12 protein-coding genes are annotated in these 15,960 nt (G+C 65.9%); 4 read left to right on the top strand and 8 right to left on the bottom strand.

What is annotated here, in order from left to right; all coding sequences use genetic code 11:
• Nucleotides 1-116: 116 nt before the first annotated feature.
• The 3 genes from ABE464_RS03215 to ABE464_RS03225 all read left to right on the top strand — a co-directional run bounded on the left by ABE464_RS03215 (nt 117) and on the right by ABE464_RS03225 (nt 2,641).
• Nucleotides 117-677 (top strand): NADPH-dependent FMN reductase, encoded by a 561-nt coding sequence (locus tag ABE464_RS03215; protein WP_346470715.1) that lies wholly within the window; start codon nt 117-119, stop codon nt 675-677.
• 214 nt (nt 678-891) lie between these two features.
• Nucleotides 892-2,316 (top strand): replicative DNA helicase, encoded by a 1,425-nt coding sequence (locus ABE464_RS03220; protein WP_121037974.1) that lies wholly within the window; start codon nt 892-894, stop codon nt 2,314-2,316.
• A 109-nt stretch (nt 2,317-2,425) separates the two neighbouring features.
• Nucleotides 2,426-2,641 carry a hypothetical protein gene (locus ABE464_RS03225; protein ID WP_346470716.1) on the top strand — a complete coding sequence of 72 codons (216 nt, stop codon included), beginning with the start codon at nt 2,426-2,428 and terminating at the stop codon, nt 2,639-2,641.
• Between the two features lie 97 nt (nt 2,642-2,738).
• Here the strand turns inward: ABE464_RS03225 and lpdA are convergent, their stop codons facing one another.
• The 7 genes from lpdA to ABE464_RS03260 form a co-directional block, all read right to left on the bottom strand.
• The gene (lpdA, locus tag ABE464_RS03230; RefSeq protein WP_346470717.1) at nt 2,739-4,175 is read right to left on the bottom strand and encodes a dihydrolipoyl dehydrogenase; all 1,437 of its coding nucleotides are present in this window, start codon (nt 4,173-4,175) and stop codon (nt 2,739-2,741) included.
• 61 nt (nt 4,176-4,236) lie between these two features.
• Nucleotides 4,237-5,439: a dihydrolipoyllysine-residue succinyltransferase gene (gene sucB, locus ABE464_RS03235; RefSeq protein ID WP_121037965.1), complete on the bottom strand. Its 1,203-nt coding sequence runs from the start codon at nt 5,437-5,439 to the stop codon at nt 4,237-4,239.
• 43 nt (nt 5,440-5,482) lie between these two features.
• Nucleotides 5,483-8,314 carry a 2-oxoglutarate dehydrogenase E1 component gene (locus ABE464_RS03240; RefSeq protein ID WP_346470718.1) on the bottom strand — a complete coding sequence of 944 codons (2,832 nt, stop codon included), beginning with the start codon at nt 8,312-8,314 and terminating at the stop codon, nt 5,483-5,485.
• A gap of 185 nt (nt 8,315-8,499) precedes the next feature.
• Nucleotides 8,500-9,408, bottom strand: a complete 909-nt coding sequence (locus ABE464_RS03245) for a GNAT family N-acetyltransferase (protein ID WP_346470719.1) — start codon at nt 9,406-9,408, stop codon at nt 8,500-8,502.
• A 14-nt stretch (nt 9,409-9,422) separates the two neighbouring features.
• Complete coding sequence (locus tag ABE464_RS03250; protein WP_346470720.1) at nt 9,423-10,826, bottom strand: cupin domain-containing protein; 1,404 nt, start codon at nt 10,824-10,826, stop codon at nt 9,423-9,425.
• Nucleotides 10,827-10,889: 63 nt separating this feature from the next.
• On the bottom strand, nt 10,890-12,257 hold the full coding sequence (gene purB / locus ABE464_RS03255) for an adenylosuccinate lyase (RefSeq protein WP_026070207.1): 1,368 nt from the start codon (nt 12,255-12,257) through the stop codon (nt 10,890-10,892).
• Nucleotides 12,258-12,294: 37 nt separating this feature from the next.
• Entirely contained in the window at nt 12,295-13,617 is a 1,323-nt protein-coding gene (locus tag ABE464_RS03260; protein ID WP_346470721.1) for a hemolysin family protein, read from the bottom strand.
• A gap of 293 nt (nt 13,618-13,910) precedes the next feature.
• Between ABE464_RS03260 and ABE464_RS03265 the strand changes: the two genes are divergently transcribed.
• Complete coding sequence (locus ABE464_RS03265) at nt 13,911-15,323, top strand: class II fumarate hydratase (protein ID WP_346470722.1); 1,413 nt, start codon at nt 13,911-13,913, stop codon at nt 15,321-15,323.
• A gap of 175 nt (nt 15,324-15,498) precedes the next feature.
• On the opposite strand, the gene ABE464_RS03270 is transcribed toward ABE464_RS03265, so the two are convergent.
• A complete protein-coding gene (locus ABE464_RS03270; RefSeq protein WP_346470723.1) occupies nt 15,499-15,924 on the bottom strand; it encodes a hypothetical protein in 426 nt (141 codons plus the stop codon).
• Between the last annotated feature and the right edge of the window lie 36 nt (nt 15,925-15,960).

The following is a 15,960-nucleotide window of genomic DNA, read 5'->3' on the forward strand; positions in this document are numbered from 1 at the left end:
CGCGTTCGGGGTCGTCTGGACGAAAGACAGCCACCCATGCGTGGCTGACGTCGCCTTCACCGTTGCCGAAGGTAAGCCCGCCTAGGCTGGGCCTTTCCCCCAACGGAGCGAACGTGATGGCCGAATACAAGATCGCCGTACTGGTCGGCAGCCTGCGCAAGGGCTCGCACAATCAGGCGTTGGCCCACGCGCTGGAGAAACTCGCCGCCGGCAAGGCGGTGTTCTCCTATGTGGAGATCGGTGACCTGCCGCTGTACAACCAGGATTTCGACAAGGACTACCCCAGCCAGGGCGTCCGGCTGAAGCAGCAGATCCGTGATGCCGATGCGGTGCTGTTCGTCACCCCTGAATACAACCGCTCCGTCCCGGGCGTGCTCAAGAACGCCATCGATCTCGGCTCGCGCCCGTATGGTGACAGCGCTTTTGCCGGCAAGCCGGCGGCGGTGATCGGTGCCTCGGTCGGCGTGATCGGCACCGCGCTGGCCCAGCAGCACCTGCGCAATATCCTGGCCTATCTGGACATGCCGGTACTCGGCCAGCCCGAGGCCTTCCTGCACTTCAAGGAAGGGCTGATCGACGCCCACGGCACGATCAGCAACGAGGGCACCAAGGACTTCCTGCAGGGCTTCGTGGACACCTTCATTGCCTGGGTCGGCACCCACGGCGGCACGCACTGATCCACCGCGAGCGGGTCATGCATCTGCGATAATGGCGTGGACGGACGTCGCAAGGGCGTCCGTCGCACGCGATGCGACGGCCCCGGCCGATCGTACCGGCAGGCGCCGGTATCCCCAGCTCATCCACTGTTTATCCACAGGTTTGTGCATGGCTGCGGGGCTCCCCGCGTGCCTACCATGTCCCACGCCTCACACTGCAGGAAGTACGCCCCCCATGTCCGCCCGTTCTGGCTTCCGTTCCGACCGCAAAGACCGCGGTGACCGCTTTGATCGCGATGAGATGCGCATCGACGCCCTGCGCGTGCCGCCGCATTCGATCGAGGCCGAACAGGCGGTGTTGGGCGGGCTGATGCTGGCCCCGGAGAGCTATGACCGGGTCAACGACCAGCTGACCGAAACCGACTTCTACCGCCGCGATCACCAGATGATCTACCGCGCGATCCGCGAGCTGTCCGAGCGTGACCGCCCGTTCGATGCGGTGACGTTGGGCGAGTGGTTCGAATCGCAGGGCAAGATGGAGCTGGTCGGCGACGGCGCGTACCTGATCGAGCTGGCCAGCACCACGCCGTCGGCCGCCAACATCAGTGCCTACGCGGAGATCGTGCGTGACAAAGCGGTGCTGCGCCAGCTGATCCAGGTCGGCACGGACATCGTCAACGACGGCTTCCAGCCCGAAGGCCGCGAGAGCAGCGAACTGCTCTCGGCAGCGGAAAAATCCGTGTTCGCGATCGCCGAGCAGGGCGCACGCGGCCGTACGGATTTCGTGGCGATGCCCGGCGCGCTGAAAGACGCCTTCGAAGAGCTGCGCAACCGCTTCGAGAACGGCGGCAACATCACTGGTCTGCCGACCGGCTACACCGATTTCGATGCGATGACCGCCGGCCTGCAGCCGACCGATCTGATCATCCTGGCCGCGCGCCCGGCCATGGGTAAAACCACGCTGGCGCTGAACATCGCCGAGTACGCCGCCATCAAGTCCAAGAAGGGCGTGGCGGTGTTCTCGATGGAAATGTCGGCCTCGCAGCTGGCGATGCGTCTGATTTCCTCCAACGGCCGCATCAATGCCCAGCGCCTGCGTACCGGCCAGCTGGAAGATGAGGATTGGAGCCGGGTGACCGGTGCGATCCGGATGCTGAAGGAAACCAAGATCTTCATCGACGATACGCCCGGCGTGTCGCCGGAGATCCTGCGCTCCAAGTGCCGCCGCCTCAAGCGCGAGCACGACCTGGGCCTGATCGTGATCGACTACCTGCAGTTGATGAGCGTGCCGGGCAACAGCGAAAACCGCGCGACCGAAATCTCGGAAATCTCGCGTTCGTTGAAAGGCCTGGCCAAGGAACTCAACGTGCCGGTCATCGCGCTGTCCCAGCTCAACCGCTCGCTGGAAACGCGTACCGACAAGCGCCCGGTGATGGCCGATCTTCGTGAATCCGGCGCTATCGAGCAGGATGCGGACATGATCGTCTTCATCTACCGCGACGACTATTACAACAAGGAAACCTCGCCGGACAAGGGCCTGGCCGAGATCATCATCGGCAAGCACCGAGGCGGCCCGACCGGCTCGTGCAAGCTCAAATTCTTCGGTGAGTACACCCGGTTCGACAACCTGTCGCACGACTCGGTGGGTTCGTTCGAATAAGGCGTTTCATCGGCATATTCCCGGTTTCGTCGCAAACCCGTTGCAGCGCACCCGTGCAGGGCGCGATGGTGGTCTCGGGGCGGCGGGGTGCCGCCAATGGAGACTGACGATGAAGACCCTGTTCGCGCTGGGCGTGTGGTGCCTGCTGTTCGTGCTGTGCTGGCCGCTGGCGATCCTGGCCCTGGTGGCGTGGCCGTTCGTGTGGCTGTTGAGTCTGCCGTTCCGGCTGGTCGGCATCACGTTCTCGGCGCTGTTCGCCTTCCTGGGCGCACTGTTCATGCTGCCGGCGCGGGTCCTGGGCGGCGGGCGCACGGCGACTGCCTGAGGGAAACCCGGATCGGGCAGGGCCAGCGGCCCCCACGATCGATCGCTCACAAAAAACCCCGCCGAGGCGGGGTTTTTCGTTACGCCACCAGCAGGGCTCAATTGGCCTTGTGGATCGCGCGCTTGCTGACAGCCATCGCGGCGTCATGCACCACTTCGGACAGCGACGGGTGGGCGTGGCAGATGCGCGCCAGGTCGTCGGCCGAACCGCTGAACTCCATGGTCAGCACGCCTTCGTGCACCAGCTCGGAGACGTTCGCACCGACCAGGTGCATGCCCAGGATGCGGTCGGTCTCGGCATGCGCCAGGACCTTCACGAAGCCGGTCGGCTCGATCATCGCCACGGCACGACCGTTGGCGGCGAACGGGAAGCTGCCCGCCTTGTACGGGATGCCTTCATCCTTGAGCTGCTGCTCGGTCTTGCCGACCCAGGCCAGCTCCGGCTCGGTGTAGATGACCCACGGGATGGTGTCGAAGTTGACGTGGCCGGGCAGGCCTGCGATCAGCTCGGCCACGGCGATGCCTTCTTCGAAGCCCTTGTGCGCCAGCATCGGGCCGCGCACGCAGTCACCGACCGCCCAGACGCCAGCGACGCCGGTGTGGCAGTGCGCGTCCACTTCGATCTGGCCACGCTCGTTGATCTTGACGCCGGTGCCTTCGGCCAGCAGACCCTTGGTGGCGGCGCGACGGCCAACGGCCACCAGCAGCTTGTCCACGATCAGGTTCTTCTCGCCTTCACCATCGGTGTAGGTCAGCGCGACTTCCTTCTTCTTGCCCTTGCCGGTCACCTCGGCCTTGGAGACCTTGGCACCCAGGCGGATGTCCAGACCCTGCTTCTTGAATTCCTTCAAGGCGGTCTTGGCCACTTCGGCATCGGCCGCGGCCAGGAAGTCCGGCAGCGCTTCCAGGATGGTCACTTCCGAGCCCAGGCGCTTCCAGACGCTGCCCAGTTCCAGGCCGATCACGCCGGCGCCGATCACGGCCAGGCGGGCGGGGACTTCGGTGAAGTCCAGGCCGCCGACGTTGTCGACGATGGTCTCGCCGTCGAACTTGGCGAACGGCAGTTCGATCGAATCCGAACCGGCGGCGATGATGACGTTGGTGCCCTTGAGCTCGACTTCCGAACCGTCGTGCTGCTTCACCTTGACGATGTTGCCCGGCTGCAGTTCACCGAAACCGTAGTACGCGGTGACCTTGTTCGCCTTGAACAGCATGGCGATGCCGCCGGTGAACTGCTTGACGATCTTGTCCTTGCGGCCAACCATGGCCTCGACGTCCATCTTGGCGTCCTTGAAGCTGATGCCGTGGTCGCCAAAGATGTGGCCCATGTTCCAGAACTGGCGCGAGGAATCCAGCAGCGCCTTGGACGGAATGCAGCCCACGCGCAGGCAGGTGCCACCGAGGGCCGGTTTGCCGTCCTTGCCCAGCGCAGCGTCGATGCAGGCGGTCTTCAGACCCAGCTGCGCGGCGCGGATGGCGGCGTGGTAACCGGCCGGACCGGCACCGATGACGACGACGTCGAATTGTTCAGCCATTGAGATATTCCTTGTTTCTTTACCAGAACCCCTCCGCGCAGGCGCGGAGGGGTGGGAGGTCTTACAGGCCGAACAGCATGCGGCCCGGGTTTTCCAGCTGGTTCTTGATGTCCACCAGGAACTGGACCGAGTCCTTGCCATCGATGATGCGGTGATCGTAGGACAGCGCCAGGTACATCATCGGCGCGATCACGACCTGGCCGTTCTGGGCGATCGGACGCTCCTTGATGGCATGCATGCCCAGGATGGCGCTCTGCGGCGGGTTGATGATCGGGGTCGACAGCAGCGAGCCGAAGGTGCCGCCGTTGGTCACGGTGAAGGTGCCGCCCTGCAGTTCTTCCAGGCTCAGCTTGCCGTCACGGGCCTTCTTGGCGTAGTCGGCGATGGTCTTTTCGATGTCGGCAAAGGACATGCGCTCGACGTTGCGCAGCACCGGGGTCACCAGACCCTTCTCGGTCGACACGGCGATCGAGATGTCCGAGTAGCCGTGATAGATGATGTCATCACCATCGATCGAGGCATTGACCAGCGGGAAGCGCTGCAGCGCGTTGGCGGCAGCCTTCACGAAGAAGCTCATGAATCCCAGCTTGATGCCGTGGGCCTTGACGAACTCGTCCTGCAGATCCTTGCGCGCGGCCGAGACCTTGGACAGGTCGACCTCGTTGAAGGTGGTCAGCATCGCGGTGCCGTTCTTGGACTGCATCAGGCGCTCGGCGATGCGCTTGCGGATGCGGGTCATCGGCACGCGCTCTTCCGGACGTGCGCCGCCGGACTTGCCGGCGCCACCGTTGCGGGCGAAGTTGACGATGTCTTCCTTGGTCACCGCGCCGCGGCGGCCGGTGCCGTCCACGTCGGCCGGGTTCACGCCTTCAGTGATGGCGGTGAAGCGGGCGCCCGGGGGCAGCGAATCGGCAGCGGACTTGGCCGCCGGTGCCGGCGCGGCGGCAGCAGCCGGAGCGGCAGCCTTGGCCGGCGCGGCCTCGGCCTTCTTCTCTTCAGCGGCCGGCGCCGGAGCATCGGCCACAGCGCCTTCTTCGATGATCGCCACGACCTGGCTGGAGGTCACGGTGGCACCCACCTCGAACTTGATCTCCTTCAGCACGCCGTCGACCGGCGACGGCACTTCCAGGACGACCTTGTCGGTTTCCAGATCAAGCAGGTTTTCATCGCGCTTGACGGCATCGCCGACCTTCTTGTGCCAGGTGGCGATGGTGCCGTCGGCGACGGATTCGGGCAGTACCGGGGCTTTGACTTCGGTGGCCATGCGGGAGCTTCCTGGTTTGTCTTTTCTAGAATGAGGGGGAGAGTTATTCAGCGACCGAGTCGTTGAACGTGTTGACCAGGGCATCGGCGATCAGCTTCTGCTGTTCGATGATGTGGTCAGCCATGTGTCCAGCGGCCGGCGATGCCGAACGGGCGCGACCTGCGTAATGGATGCTCTGGCCATCGGCCAGGCACGCCTGCAGGTGGTGACGGATCTGGTACCAGGCACCCTGGTTCTGCGGTTCTTCCTGACACCACACCACATCGGCCGCCTTGCCGTACTTCTTCAGCTCTGCTGCCAGTGCCACGCGCGGGAACGGATACAGCTGTTCGACGCGGATGATGGCGACATCGTCCTGGCCACGCTTGGTCTGGTCTTCCAGCAGGTCGTAGTAGACCTTGCCCGAGCACAGCACCACGCGCTTGACCTTCTTGGCATCTGCGTTGGCATCGCCGATCAGGTGCTGGAACTCGCCGTTGGCCAGTTCGTCCAGGGTCGACACGGCCAGCTTGTGGCGCAGCAGCGACTTGGGCGACATCACGATCAGCGGCTTGCGGGTGGTCATGCGCATCTGGCGACGCAGCATGTGGTACGCCTGCGCCGGGGTCGACGGCACGCAGACCAGCATGTTCTCCAGCGCGCACAGCTGCAGGAAACGCTCCAGACGCGCGGAGCTGTGCTCCGGGCCCTGGCCTTCGTAACCGTGCGGCAGCAGCAGGGTCAGGCCGGTGATGCGGCCCCACTTGGCTTCGCCGGCAGCGATGAACTGATCGATCACGACCTGGGCACCGTTGGCGAAATCGCCGAACTGGCCTTCCCAGATGCACAGGGTGTTCGGATCGGTGGTGGAGAAGCCGTACTCGTAGGCCATCACCGCTTCTTCGCTGAGCAGCGAATCGATGATGGTGGCCTGTTCCGGCGACTCCACCAGCTGGCGCAGCGGCAGGTAATAGTTGTCGGTCTTCTGGTCGTGCAGGATCGCGTGGCGGTGGGTGAACGTGCCGCGGCCCACGTCCTGGCCGACCAGGCGCAGGTTGTTGCCTTCGTCGAGGATCGTGGCGTAGGCCAGGTTCTCGGCAAAGCCCCAGTCGCCCGGGATCTCGCCGGCGGCCATCTTGCGACGGTCGTCGTAGACCTTGGCCACGCGCGAGTGCAGTTCCACGCCTTCGGGCACGGTGTTGATCATCTGCGCCAGCTGCTTGACCTTCTCCATGCCGACGGCGGTGGAGACCGCGTCGGAGAGCTTGCCGTTGAGCAGCTTGGGCCAATCCACGTACATCTTGCTGGTGGCCGGGGTCTTTTCGACCTGGGCCAGCTCGGTGGTGACTTCACCGGCATCGAGCTTGTTGCGGTAGGCATCGACCAGCGCCTTGCCGCCACCGGCTTCGATCACGCCGGCCGCTTCCAGCGCCGCGGCGTACAGCTCGCGGGTGGTCTGGTGCTTGCGGATGACCTGGTACATCAGCGGCTGGGTGATCGCCGGTTCGTCGGCCTCGTTATGGCCCCAACGGCGGTAGCACATCAGATCGATGACCACATCCTTGGCGAACTTCTGGCGGAACTCGAACGCCAGCTGGGCAGCAAACACCACGGCCTCCGGATCGTCGCCGTTCACGTGCAGCACCGGCGCGGCGATCATCTTGGCCACATCGGTGGCGTAGCGCGTGGAGCGCGTATCCAGCGGGTTGGAGGTGGTGAAACCGACCTGGTTGTTGACCACGATGTGCACCGTGCCACCGACGGCGAAGCCGCGGGCCTGGGACATCTGGAACAGCTCCATCACCACGCCCTGGCCGGAGAAGGCCGCGTCGCCGTGGATCAGGATCGGCATCACCTGCTTGCGGGCGGTATCGCCACGACGTTCCTGGCGCGAGCGCACGCTGCCGGCCACGACCGGGTCGGCGATTTCCAGGTGCGACGGGTTGAACGCCAGCGCCAGGTGGACGGCGCCGCCCGGGGTGGAGACGTCGGCCGAGAAGCCCATGTGGTACTTCACGTCGCCGGCGGAGGCGTGGTCGTCGTGCTCGAACTTGCCTTCGAATTCGTCGAACAGCTTGCGCGGGCTCTTGCCGAGCGTGTTGACCAGCACGTTCAGGCGGCCGCGGTGGGCCATGCCGATCACCACGTCCTTGACGCCATCCTTGCCGGCGTCACGGATGATGGTGTCCATCATCGGGATCAGCGAGTCGCCGCCTTCCAGCGAGAAGCGCTTCTGGCCAACGTACTTGGTGTGCAGGTAGCGCTCCAGACCCTCGGCAGCCGTCAGGCGCTCCAGGGTGCGGCGCTGGGTATCGGCGTCCAGGTTGTAGCTGCCACCGGCCAGTTCCAGGCGCTGGTACAGCCACTGGCGCTGCTCGACCTCGGAGATGTGCATGAACTCCGCACCGATCGAGCCGGTGTAGGTCTTCTTCAGGCGCTCCAGCAGATCGCGCAGTTTCATGCGCGGCTGGCCGGCGACGCCGCCGGTGCTGAACTCACTGCCCAGGTCGCTTTCCGACAGGCTGTGGAACGGCAGGCCCAGATCCGGCGGATTGGTCGGCGCGGTCAGGCTCAGCGGATCCAGGCGGGCGGCCATGTGGCCACGCGACCGGTAGGCGGTGATCAGGCGACCGACATTGCGCTCGCGCTCGTCGCCGGCACCGGCGGCCGTGCCGCTCTTGACGGCATTTTTGGCGGCGTCGGCAATGTGGGCGATGACGGCCGAATGCGGAATATCACCGGCTTCGCGGCCCTGGAAGCCGTCGAAGTAGGTCTTCCATTTGGGATCGACACTGTCCGGAGAAACGAGGTACTGCTCGTACAGATCCTCGATATAGGAGGCGTTGCCGCCGGCGAGCTGCGAAGATTGCGCAAACTGCTTCAGTTGATTGTCCACGATGGAGAGTCGGATTCGCTTGTGGGGTAAGGCTTCGATGATCCGGCAGGGAAAAGTGAATAGCCCTGCGCGGGCGGTATCTAACACCCCAAATTGTACCCCCATCGAGACAGGAAGGGGCACCGTACGGTCCAGTGCAGGGCCCGCGGTGTCATTCCCAGACAGGTTCGGGACCGGGGTGTGAGCTACAGCCCGAGCGCGCGCAGCTCGCTGCAATCACGCGAACGTTCCCATACGCGCTGCAAACCGTCCTGCAACGGTCGCGAACGTGCCGGTTGGGCCAACCCCGCCTCTCCATCGAGGCGATGCCCGCTACTACGAAAGTAGTAGTCGCCCGCGTCATTGAGTACGCAGGCAGAAGCGACGGCACGGTCGATGGGATCGCTCACCTCGCGCACCCGGAAGACGCTCGGCAGGCGTTGCAGCAGGCTCAGTACCGGAGAGCCGGCCTGACGGATGGCGGCGCTGTCGTGGACGATCAGCCACGCCAGTTTGTCGTGGCGGGCCGTGGCGAAGCGGCGCAGGGCCTCCAGGACCGGTGCTGCATCGAGCAGGCCCGGATCGAGGTGGCGGCTGTGGATCCAGAGCTGGCGGCGGGCACGGTGGACCAGGGCAGTAGTGATCGCCACCGCCTCGTCGGCACGATCGATCGCGACCGCGCCGGTCAGCGCCAGCCGCATGTGCTGGTGGGCGATGCCCGCCTCCTGGAAGACCTCGCCCTCCGGCAGGAAGCCCTGCCGGGTGTAGAACACGCGGGCCGGCAACTGCGCATGCAGCCCGACCTCGCGCCAGCCACGGGCCCGGGCCTGATCGATCAGGGCCTGCAGCAGTGCGTCGCCGACGCCTCTGCCACGCCAGGCCGCAAGCACCGCCATGCGGCCGATCCGGCCATCGGGGGTGAGCCGGCCGGCGCCGATCGGCGTGCCGTCGACGTCCCGGGCCAGCACGTGCACGCTCAGGGGATCGAGCGCGTCGATCTCCAGTTCGGCCGGTACCTGCTGTTCGTCGACGAACACGGTGACGCGCACCCGGTGCAGCGCGGCGTGCTGCGCCGGGTAATCGACCACGTCAACCTGGAAACCAAGGGCGGCCATGGCGGGTGGGCGGATCAGCCGCGCGGGGGCTCGTCCTTGCCGTCGGTCTCGTCGCTGTCGTCGAAATCGACGATCACTTCGATGCCGTCGTCATGGATGGTGACCTCGTGCACGTCGGCCTCGGTGGCCTTGTCGTCGATGACCTCGACCGCGTCGGTGCCGTCGACGATGTCGTACTCGGCGACGTAGTCGTCTTCGTCCTCGAACCCGGTGTCTTCCACCAGCTGGTAGAAGCCGCCGGCAACCAGCGCCTGCACGGCATCACGGCCCTTGGCCGACAGTTTCTGGTAGAGCGCCGCGCCGATCTGTTCGGTGCCGGCCAGTACCTGGGCATCCTTGACCGGCAGCGCGAAGTCCAGGCCGCTGCAGTAGAGGCTGGCGCCACGCTTGGCACGGCGCCAGGCCAGGCGCGCCCACGGGTGGCGATGCAGTTCCACGCCGGCACCCAGGGCGGCTTCGATCTCTTCGCGCGGCAGCGGTTCGCCCTGCGCCATCACTTCCCCGGCGGCGCGGTAAGTGGTGATGAAGCGGCCGAACCAGTCGCCGAGCTTGTCCGGGTCGTTCATGCGGATCGCATTGAGCGCCTCGACCACGCGGTTCATCGAGACCACGTCGATTTCGTTCGGGTCCTCAGGCACCTTCAGGTCCGGATCCTGGTAGCGGATGGACTCGTCGGCACCGTCGATGAGGGTATCGAGGTAATCGCTGATCAGCTCGGCCGAGGCCGGGGCGCGCATGCCGAAGGAGAAGGTCAGGCAGGGGTCCTCGGCGACGCCGTTGTGCGGCACGTTCGGCGGCAGATACAGCATGTCGCCCGGGGCCAGCACCCAATCGTGGGTCGGCTTGAAGCGGCGCAGCAGCTTGAGTTCGACGTCATCGCGGAAGTCCAGCGGCGGGCGCTTGCCCTTGATCGATTCGCTGGCGTCGATCTGCCAGCGGCGGTGGCCGTAAGCCTGCAGCAGGAAGACGTCGTACTGGTCGACGTGGGCGCCGACCGAGCCGCCGGTGGCGGCGAAGCTGATCATCACGTCATCCATGCGCCAGCGCGGCAGGAAGTTGAAGTGGCTGATCAGGGCGCGCACGTCGGCGTCCCACTTGTCCACGTCCTGAACCAGCAGGGTCCAGTCGTGATCGGGCATGCCCGGGAACTCTTCCTCCTGGAACGGGCCGGTACGCACGCTCCAGCCATCGATGGCGCGGTCGTGGGTGATCAGGCGCGACAGGGCGCCTTCTTCGCAGGCCAAGCCAGCGAGGTCTTCAGGCTGGACCGGCGTTTCGAAATCGGGGAAGGCGCCGCGGATGAGCAGCGGGCGCTTCTGCCAGTAGTCGCGCAGGAAGGCGGCGGCGGGCATGCCCAGCGGCAGGCCGGGGCGGGCCTGGACTTCGATGGCGGGAGTTTTGATCTTGCGTGCGGCCATGGGGGAGATCCTTGCAGCGTATAGACGGGTATTCGGGGGCGCGGCCGTGCCTCGCCCGTGCCTTCAGATCGCCTTGGCCAGGTCCGCCGCCAGGCCGATGTAGCCGCCCGGCGTCAGCGCGCGCAGGCTCTGCTTGGCGTCGGCCGGCAGGTCCAGGGATTCGACGAAGGCCTGCATCGACTCGGTGGTGATGCCCTGGCCACGGGTGAGGGCCTTGAGCTGTTCGTAGGGGTTGGGCAGGCCGTGGCGGCGCATGACGGTCTGCACGGCTTCGGCCAGCACTTCCCACGCGGCGTCCAGATCGGCATCCAGGCGCTCCGGGTTCACGGTCAGCTTGCCCAGGCCCTTGGCCAAGGAATCCAGGGCGACCTGGGTGTGGCCGAAGGCGGTGCCGACCGCGCGCAGCACGGTGGAGTCGGTCAGGTCACGCTGCCAGCGGCTGATCGGCAGCTTGGCGCTGAAATGCTCGAACAGGGCGTTGGCGATGCCGAAGTTGCCTTCGGCGTTCTCGAAGTCGATCGGGTTGACCTTGTGCGGCATGGTCGAGGAGCCGACTTCGCCTTCCTTGAGCTTCTGCTTGAAGTAGCCCAGCGAGATGTAGCCCCAGACGTCGCGGGCGAGGTCGATCAGGATGATATTGGCGCGGCGCGCGGCATCGCCGATTTCGGCGACGTTGTCGTGCGGTTCGATCTGGGTGGTGTACGGGTTGAACACCAGGCCGAGGCTTTCCACGAAGCGCTGGGCGAAGGCCGGCCAGTCCACGTCCGGGTAGGCGATGACGTGGGCGTTGTAGTTGCCCACCGCGCCGTTGATCTTGCCGGTCAGCTCCACCGCGGCGATCTGGCGGCGCTGACGCTCCAAGCGGGCCACGACGTTGGCCACTTCCTTGCCCAGCGTGGTCGGCGAGGCGGTCTGGCCGTGGGTGCGCGACAGCATCGGCTGGGCAGCCTGGGCGTGGGCGAGGGCGCGCAGTACGCCGGCGATGTTGTCCAGCGAGGGCAGCAGCACTTCGCGGCGGGCCTGCTCGAGCATCAGGCCATAGCTGAGGTTGTTGATGTCCTCGCTGGTGCAGGCGAAATGCACGAACTCCAGTGCCGGGCCCAGCTCCGCATCGGCGGTGAGCTGTTCCTTGATGAAGTACTCCACGGCCTTGACGTCGTGGTTGGTGGTGCGCTCGATCTCCTTCACCCGCGCGGCGTGGGCCGGGGCGAAATCGTCGGCCAGGGCACGCAGGCGTGCGGTGGCGGCAGCCGAGAACGGGGCCAGTTCGACGATGCCCGGCTCATTGGCCAGTGCCAGCAGCCATTCCACTTCCACCTTCACGCGGGCCTTGATCAGGCCGTATTCGGAGAAGATCGGGCGCAGGGCGTCGACCTTGCCGGCGTAGCGGCCATCGAGCGGGGACAGGGCGAGCAGGGCGAATTCGGACATGGCAGGGCGCAGGTCGGTGGCAGCGGGGGCCGTCATTCTACGCTGCCCCGGCGTCCTCGGCCTGTGCCATGCGCACCGTCACCGCCTGGATCCGGTGCCCGGCCATGCGCTTGATCGTGAACGGGTGCCCATCGATCTCCAGCTGCTCGCCTTCCTCGGGCAGGCGCTGGAGCTGGTGAACGATCAGCCCGCCGACCGAATTCAGATGGTCCGGTGCGCTCAGGTCATGACCCAGCAGGCGCTCCAGCCGGAAGATGGAGGTCGAGCCGGCCACCAGCAGCGTGCCATCCGCGCCGCGGGTCGGGGCGTCCTTGACGATATGCGGGTGCTCGTCCTCGATATCGCCGACCACCACTTCCAGCAGGTCCTCCAGGGTGAAGTAGCCCAGGATGCGGCCGTGCTCTTCCACGCACAGCGCCAGGTGGGTGGTGCCGGTGCGGAAGCGCTCCAGCACCAGCGGTACCGGGGTCTCCAGCGCGATCAGGTTGGCCGGGCGCAGCAGCGGGCGCAGATCGTCGGTCGGGTTGCCGCGGGCGATCTCCACCAGCAGGTCCTTCATGTGCAGGATGCCGAGCACTTCCTCGCCATCGCGGTCGAACCAGGGGTAACGGCTGTAGCGGCTCTCGGCGAACTCGGCCATGACGTCGGCCAGGCTCATCCCGTCGCGGAACGAGCGCATATGGTCGCGCGAGCGCATCAGATCGCCGGCTACCAGCTCGGGCAGTTCCAGTGCGTGGCTCATCAGCGTGAGGTCCTGGTCCGGCGCGGTGCCCGTGGGCTGCTGACGGCCCACGATGAGCTTGAGTTCCTCACGGGAGTAGCGGTGCGAGGTGTGCTCCACATCGCCCCAGCCGGCCGCTCTCAGCAGCGCGTTGGCGCTGTTGTTGAGCAGCCAGATGGCCGGGTACATCGCCCAGTAGAACAGGTACAGCGGTGCGGCCGTCCACAGCGACATCGCTTCGGGACGGCGGATCGCCATCGATTTCGGTGCCAGCTCGCCGAGCACGATGTGCAGGAACGAGATGATGCTGAAGGCGATGATGAAAGCGGTCAGGCGCGAGGCTTCCGGGGTCAATCCGAGCGTATCGAACAACGGCTGTAACAGATGCGCGAACGCTGGTTCGCCCACCCAGCCCAAGCCCAGCGAGGACAGCGTGATGCCCAACTGGCAGGCGGACAGGTACGCGTCCAGGTGCGAATGCACGTTGAGCAGCAGGCGGCCGCGCCAGCCGTTGTTTTCGGCCAGGCCGACGGCCTGGGTGTGGCGCAGCTTGACCAGCGCGAACTCGGCGGCCACGAAGAAGCCGTTGAGCACCACCAGCAGCAGGGCCAGCACAAGAAGCAGGAGGTTGCCGATCATCCGCGGCCCCGCAGCGATGCTGCCAAGGGCGGAACGGCACCCGCGGTCGCCGGGGCGGCGAAGGCGGTCATCGGTGCGTGCGCGGCGGCACGCCCGGTACTACTGTCGGGATCGTCACCCATGGGGCGGCAGGCTGTCTGAATGGAAACGAATCCCGAGTCTAGCCGATCAATCGCATTGTTGGGTTTCAGGGGTGCGGGGAGTATCGTGATGTGAGCCGCCAGCCAGGGAATCAGGCCCGTTGCCAGCCGCAGGTTCCCTTTCATCCACGAAAGACGTGCGGAGTTGACGCAATGAGCAAGGGTTTCAGGATTGAACACGACAGCATGGGCGAGCTGCAGGTGCCCGCCGATGCGTTGTGGGGCGCGCAGACCCAGCGCGCCGTCGATAATTTTCCGGTGTCGGGCCAGCGCATGCCGCGCGGCTTCATCCGCGCCCTCGGCCTGGTCAAGGGGGCTGCCGCGAACGTCAACGTCGAGCTCGGCCATCTGCCGCGCAACATCGGCAAGGCCATCGAAGCGGCGGCCGCGGAAGTTGCCGATGGGCGCCATGACGCGCATTTCCCGATCGACGTGTACCAGACCGGTTCGGGCACGTCCTCGAACATGAATGCCAACGAGGTCATCGCCACGTTGGCCAACCGCGCCGGAAAGGCCGGCAAGACCGCGGTGCATCCCAACGATCACGTCAACCAGGGGCAGAGCTCCAACGATGTGATCCCCACCGCGTTGCGGGTCTCCGCACTGCTGGGTGTGCATGAGCAGCTGCTGCCCTCGCTGGTGCACCTGCGCAAGACCATCGACAAGCGCGGCCGCGCGCTGCGCAAGGTGGTCAAGACCGGGCGCACCCATCTGATGGATGCGATGCCGCTGACCTTCGAGCAGGAATTCGGTGCGTGGTCGGCGCAGTTGTCCTCCGCGCAGGACCGCATCGAAGACAGCCTCAAGCGTCTGCGCCGGCTGCCGCTGGGTGGCACTGCGATCGGCACCGGCATCAATGCCGATCCGCGTTTCGGCGCGCAGGTGGCCAAGCAGCTCAAGCAGCAGACCGGCATCAAGTTCGACAGTGCCGAGAACAAGTTCGAAGGCCTCGCCGCGCAGGACGATGCGGTTGAGCTGTCCGGCCAGCTCAACGCGTTGGCCGTGGCGCTGATCAAGATTGCCAACGACCTGCGCTGGATGAATGCCGGGCCGCTGGCCGGGCTGGGCGAGATCGAACTGCCGGCGCTGCAGCCGGGCAGCTCGATCATGCCGGGCAAGGTCAATCCGGTGATTCCCGAAGCCACCGTGATGGTGTGTGCCCAGGTGATCGGCCACCACACTGCGATCACCGTGGCCGGCCAGACCGGCAACTTCCAGTTGAACGTGACGCTGCCGTTGATCGCGGCGAACCTGCTCGATGGCATCACTCTGCTGGCCAACATCACCCGTCTGCTGGCCGATACCGCGATCGCCGGACTGAAGGTGCGCGAGGATCGCGTCCGCGAGGCACTGGATCGCAACCCGATCCTGGTGACGGCCTTGAACCCGATCATCGGCTACGAAAAGGCGGCCGCCATCGCCAAGCGCGCCTACAAGGAGCAGCGCCCGGTGCTGGACGTGGCAATGGAAGACAGTGGCCTGTCCGAAGCCGAACTGCGCAGGCTGCTGGATCCGGCGGCGCTGACCGCCGGTGGCATCCATGCCGGCGGGGGCGGGGGCGGTTGAGCGCTCGCACTCCCTGAAACGAAAAACGGGCCGAATGGCCCGTTTTTTGTGCGTGAGCCCCGTAGCGGCCGTCGGGTCTCAGGGCAAAATCAAGGAGGAGGCCGTCGCCGCCAGGCGGCGGACGGGGGACATTTGCCCAGAGGCCCGACGGTCGCTGCGGGGCTCGCGCACACACTCAGTGGCGATCGGCCTGCAGATTGCCGAAGGTCTCGGTGTAATCCTTGAACTCGGGGATCTTCGTGATCAGATCCGGCGGGATCGGCTGCATGCCCTCCGGCACCTGGATCTTCACCGAGCGCTTGGCCGGGTCCGGCGGGGCGTCGGTCAGCGTGTTCTGGCGCAGCACCTGCAGCTGGCCGAACATGCCCTGCAGCATCGCGTGCTGCTCCTCGTTGAGCGGGATCTCGATCTCATCGATCTTCATGTGCCCGTTGGGCAGGATGATGATGTTCGGCGCAGGCGCGCGGCGCACGGTGACCATGCCGTCGCTGACGGTGATCTTGGGCTTGCTGCGCTCGGCGCGGTGATTGCGATACTCCTGATCGCAACCGGTGGCGACCAGGCAGAACAGGGCGAACAGCAACAGACTCAGCTTCTTCATGAGCAGGCAACGCATGCGGCGGGAGGGGAGATTAGA

Source organism: Stenotrophomonas sp. TWI587, from assembly GCF_039674145.1.
Taxonomy (GTDB): domain Bacteria; phylum Pseudomonadota; class Gammaproteobacteria; order Xanthomonadales; family Xanthomonadaceae; genus Stenotrophomonas; species Stenotrophomonas maltophilia_AY.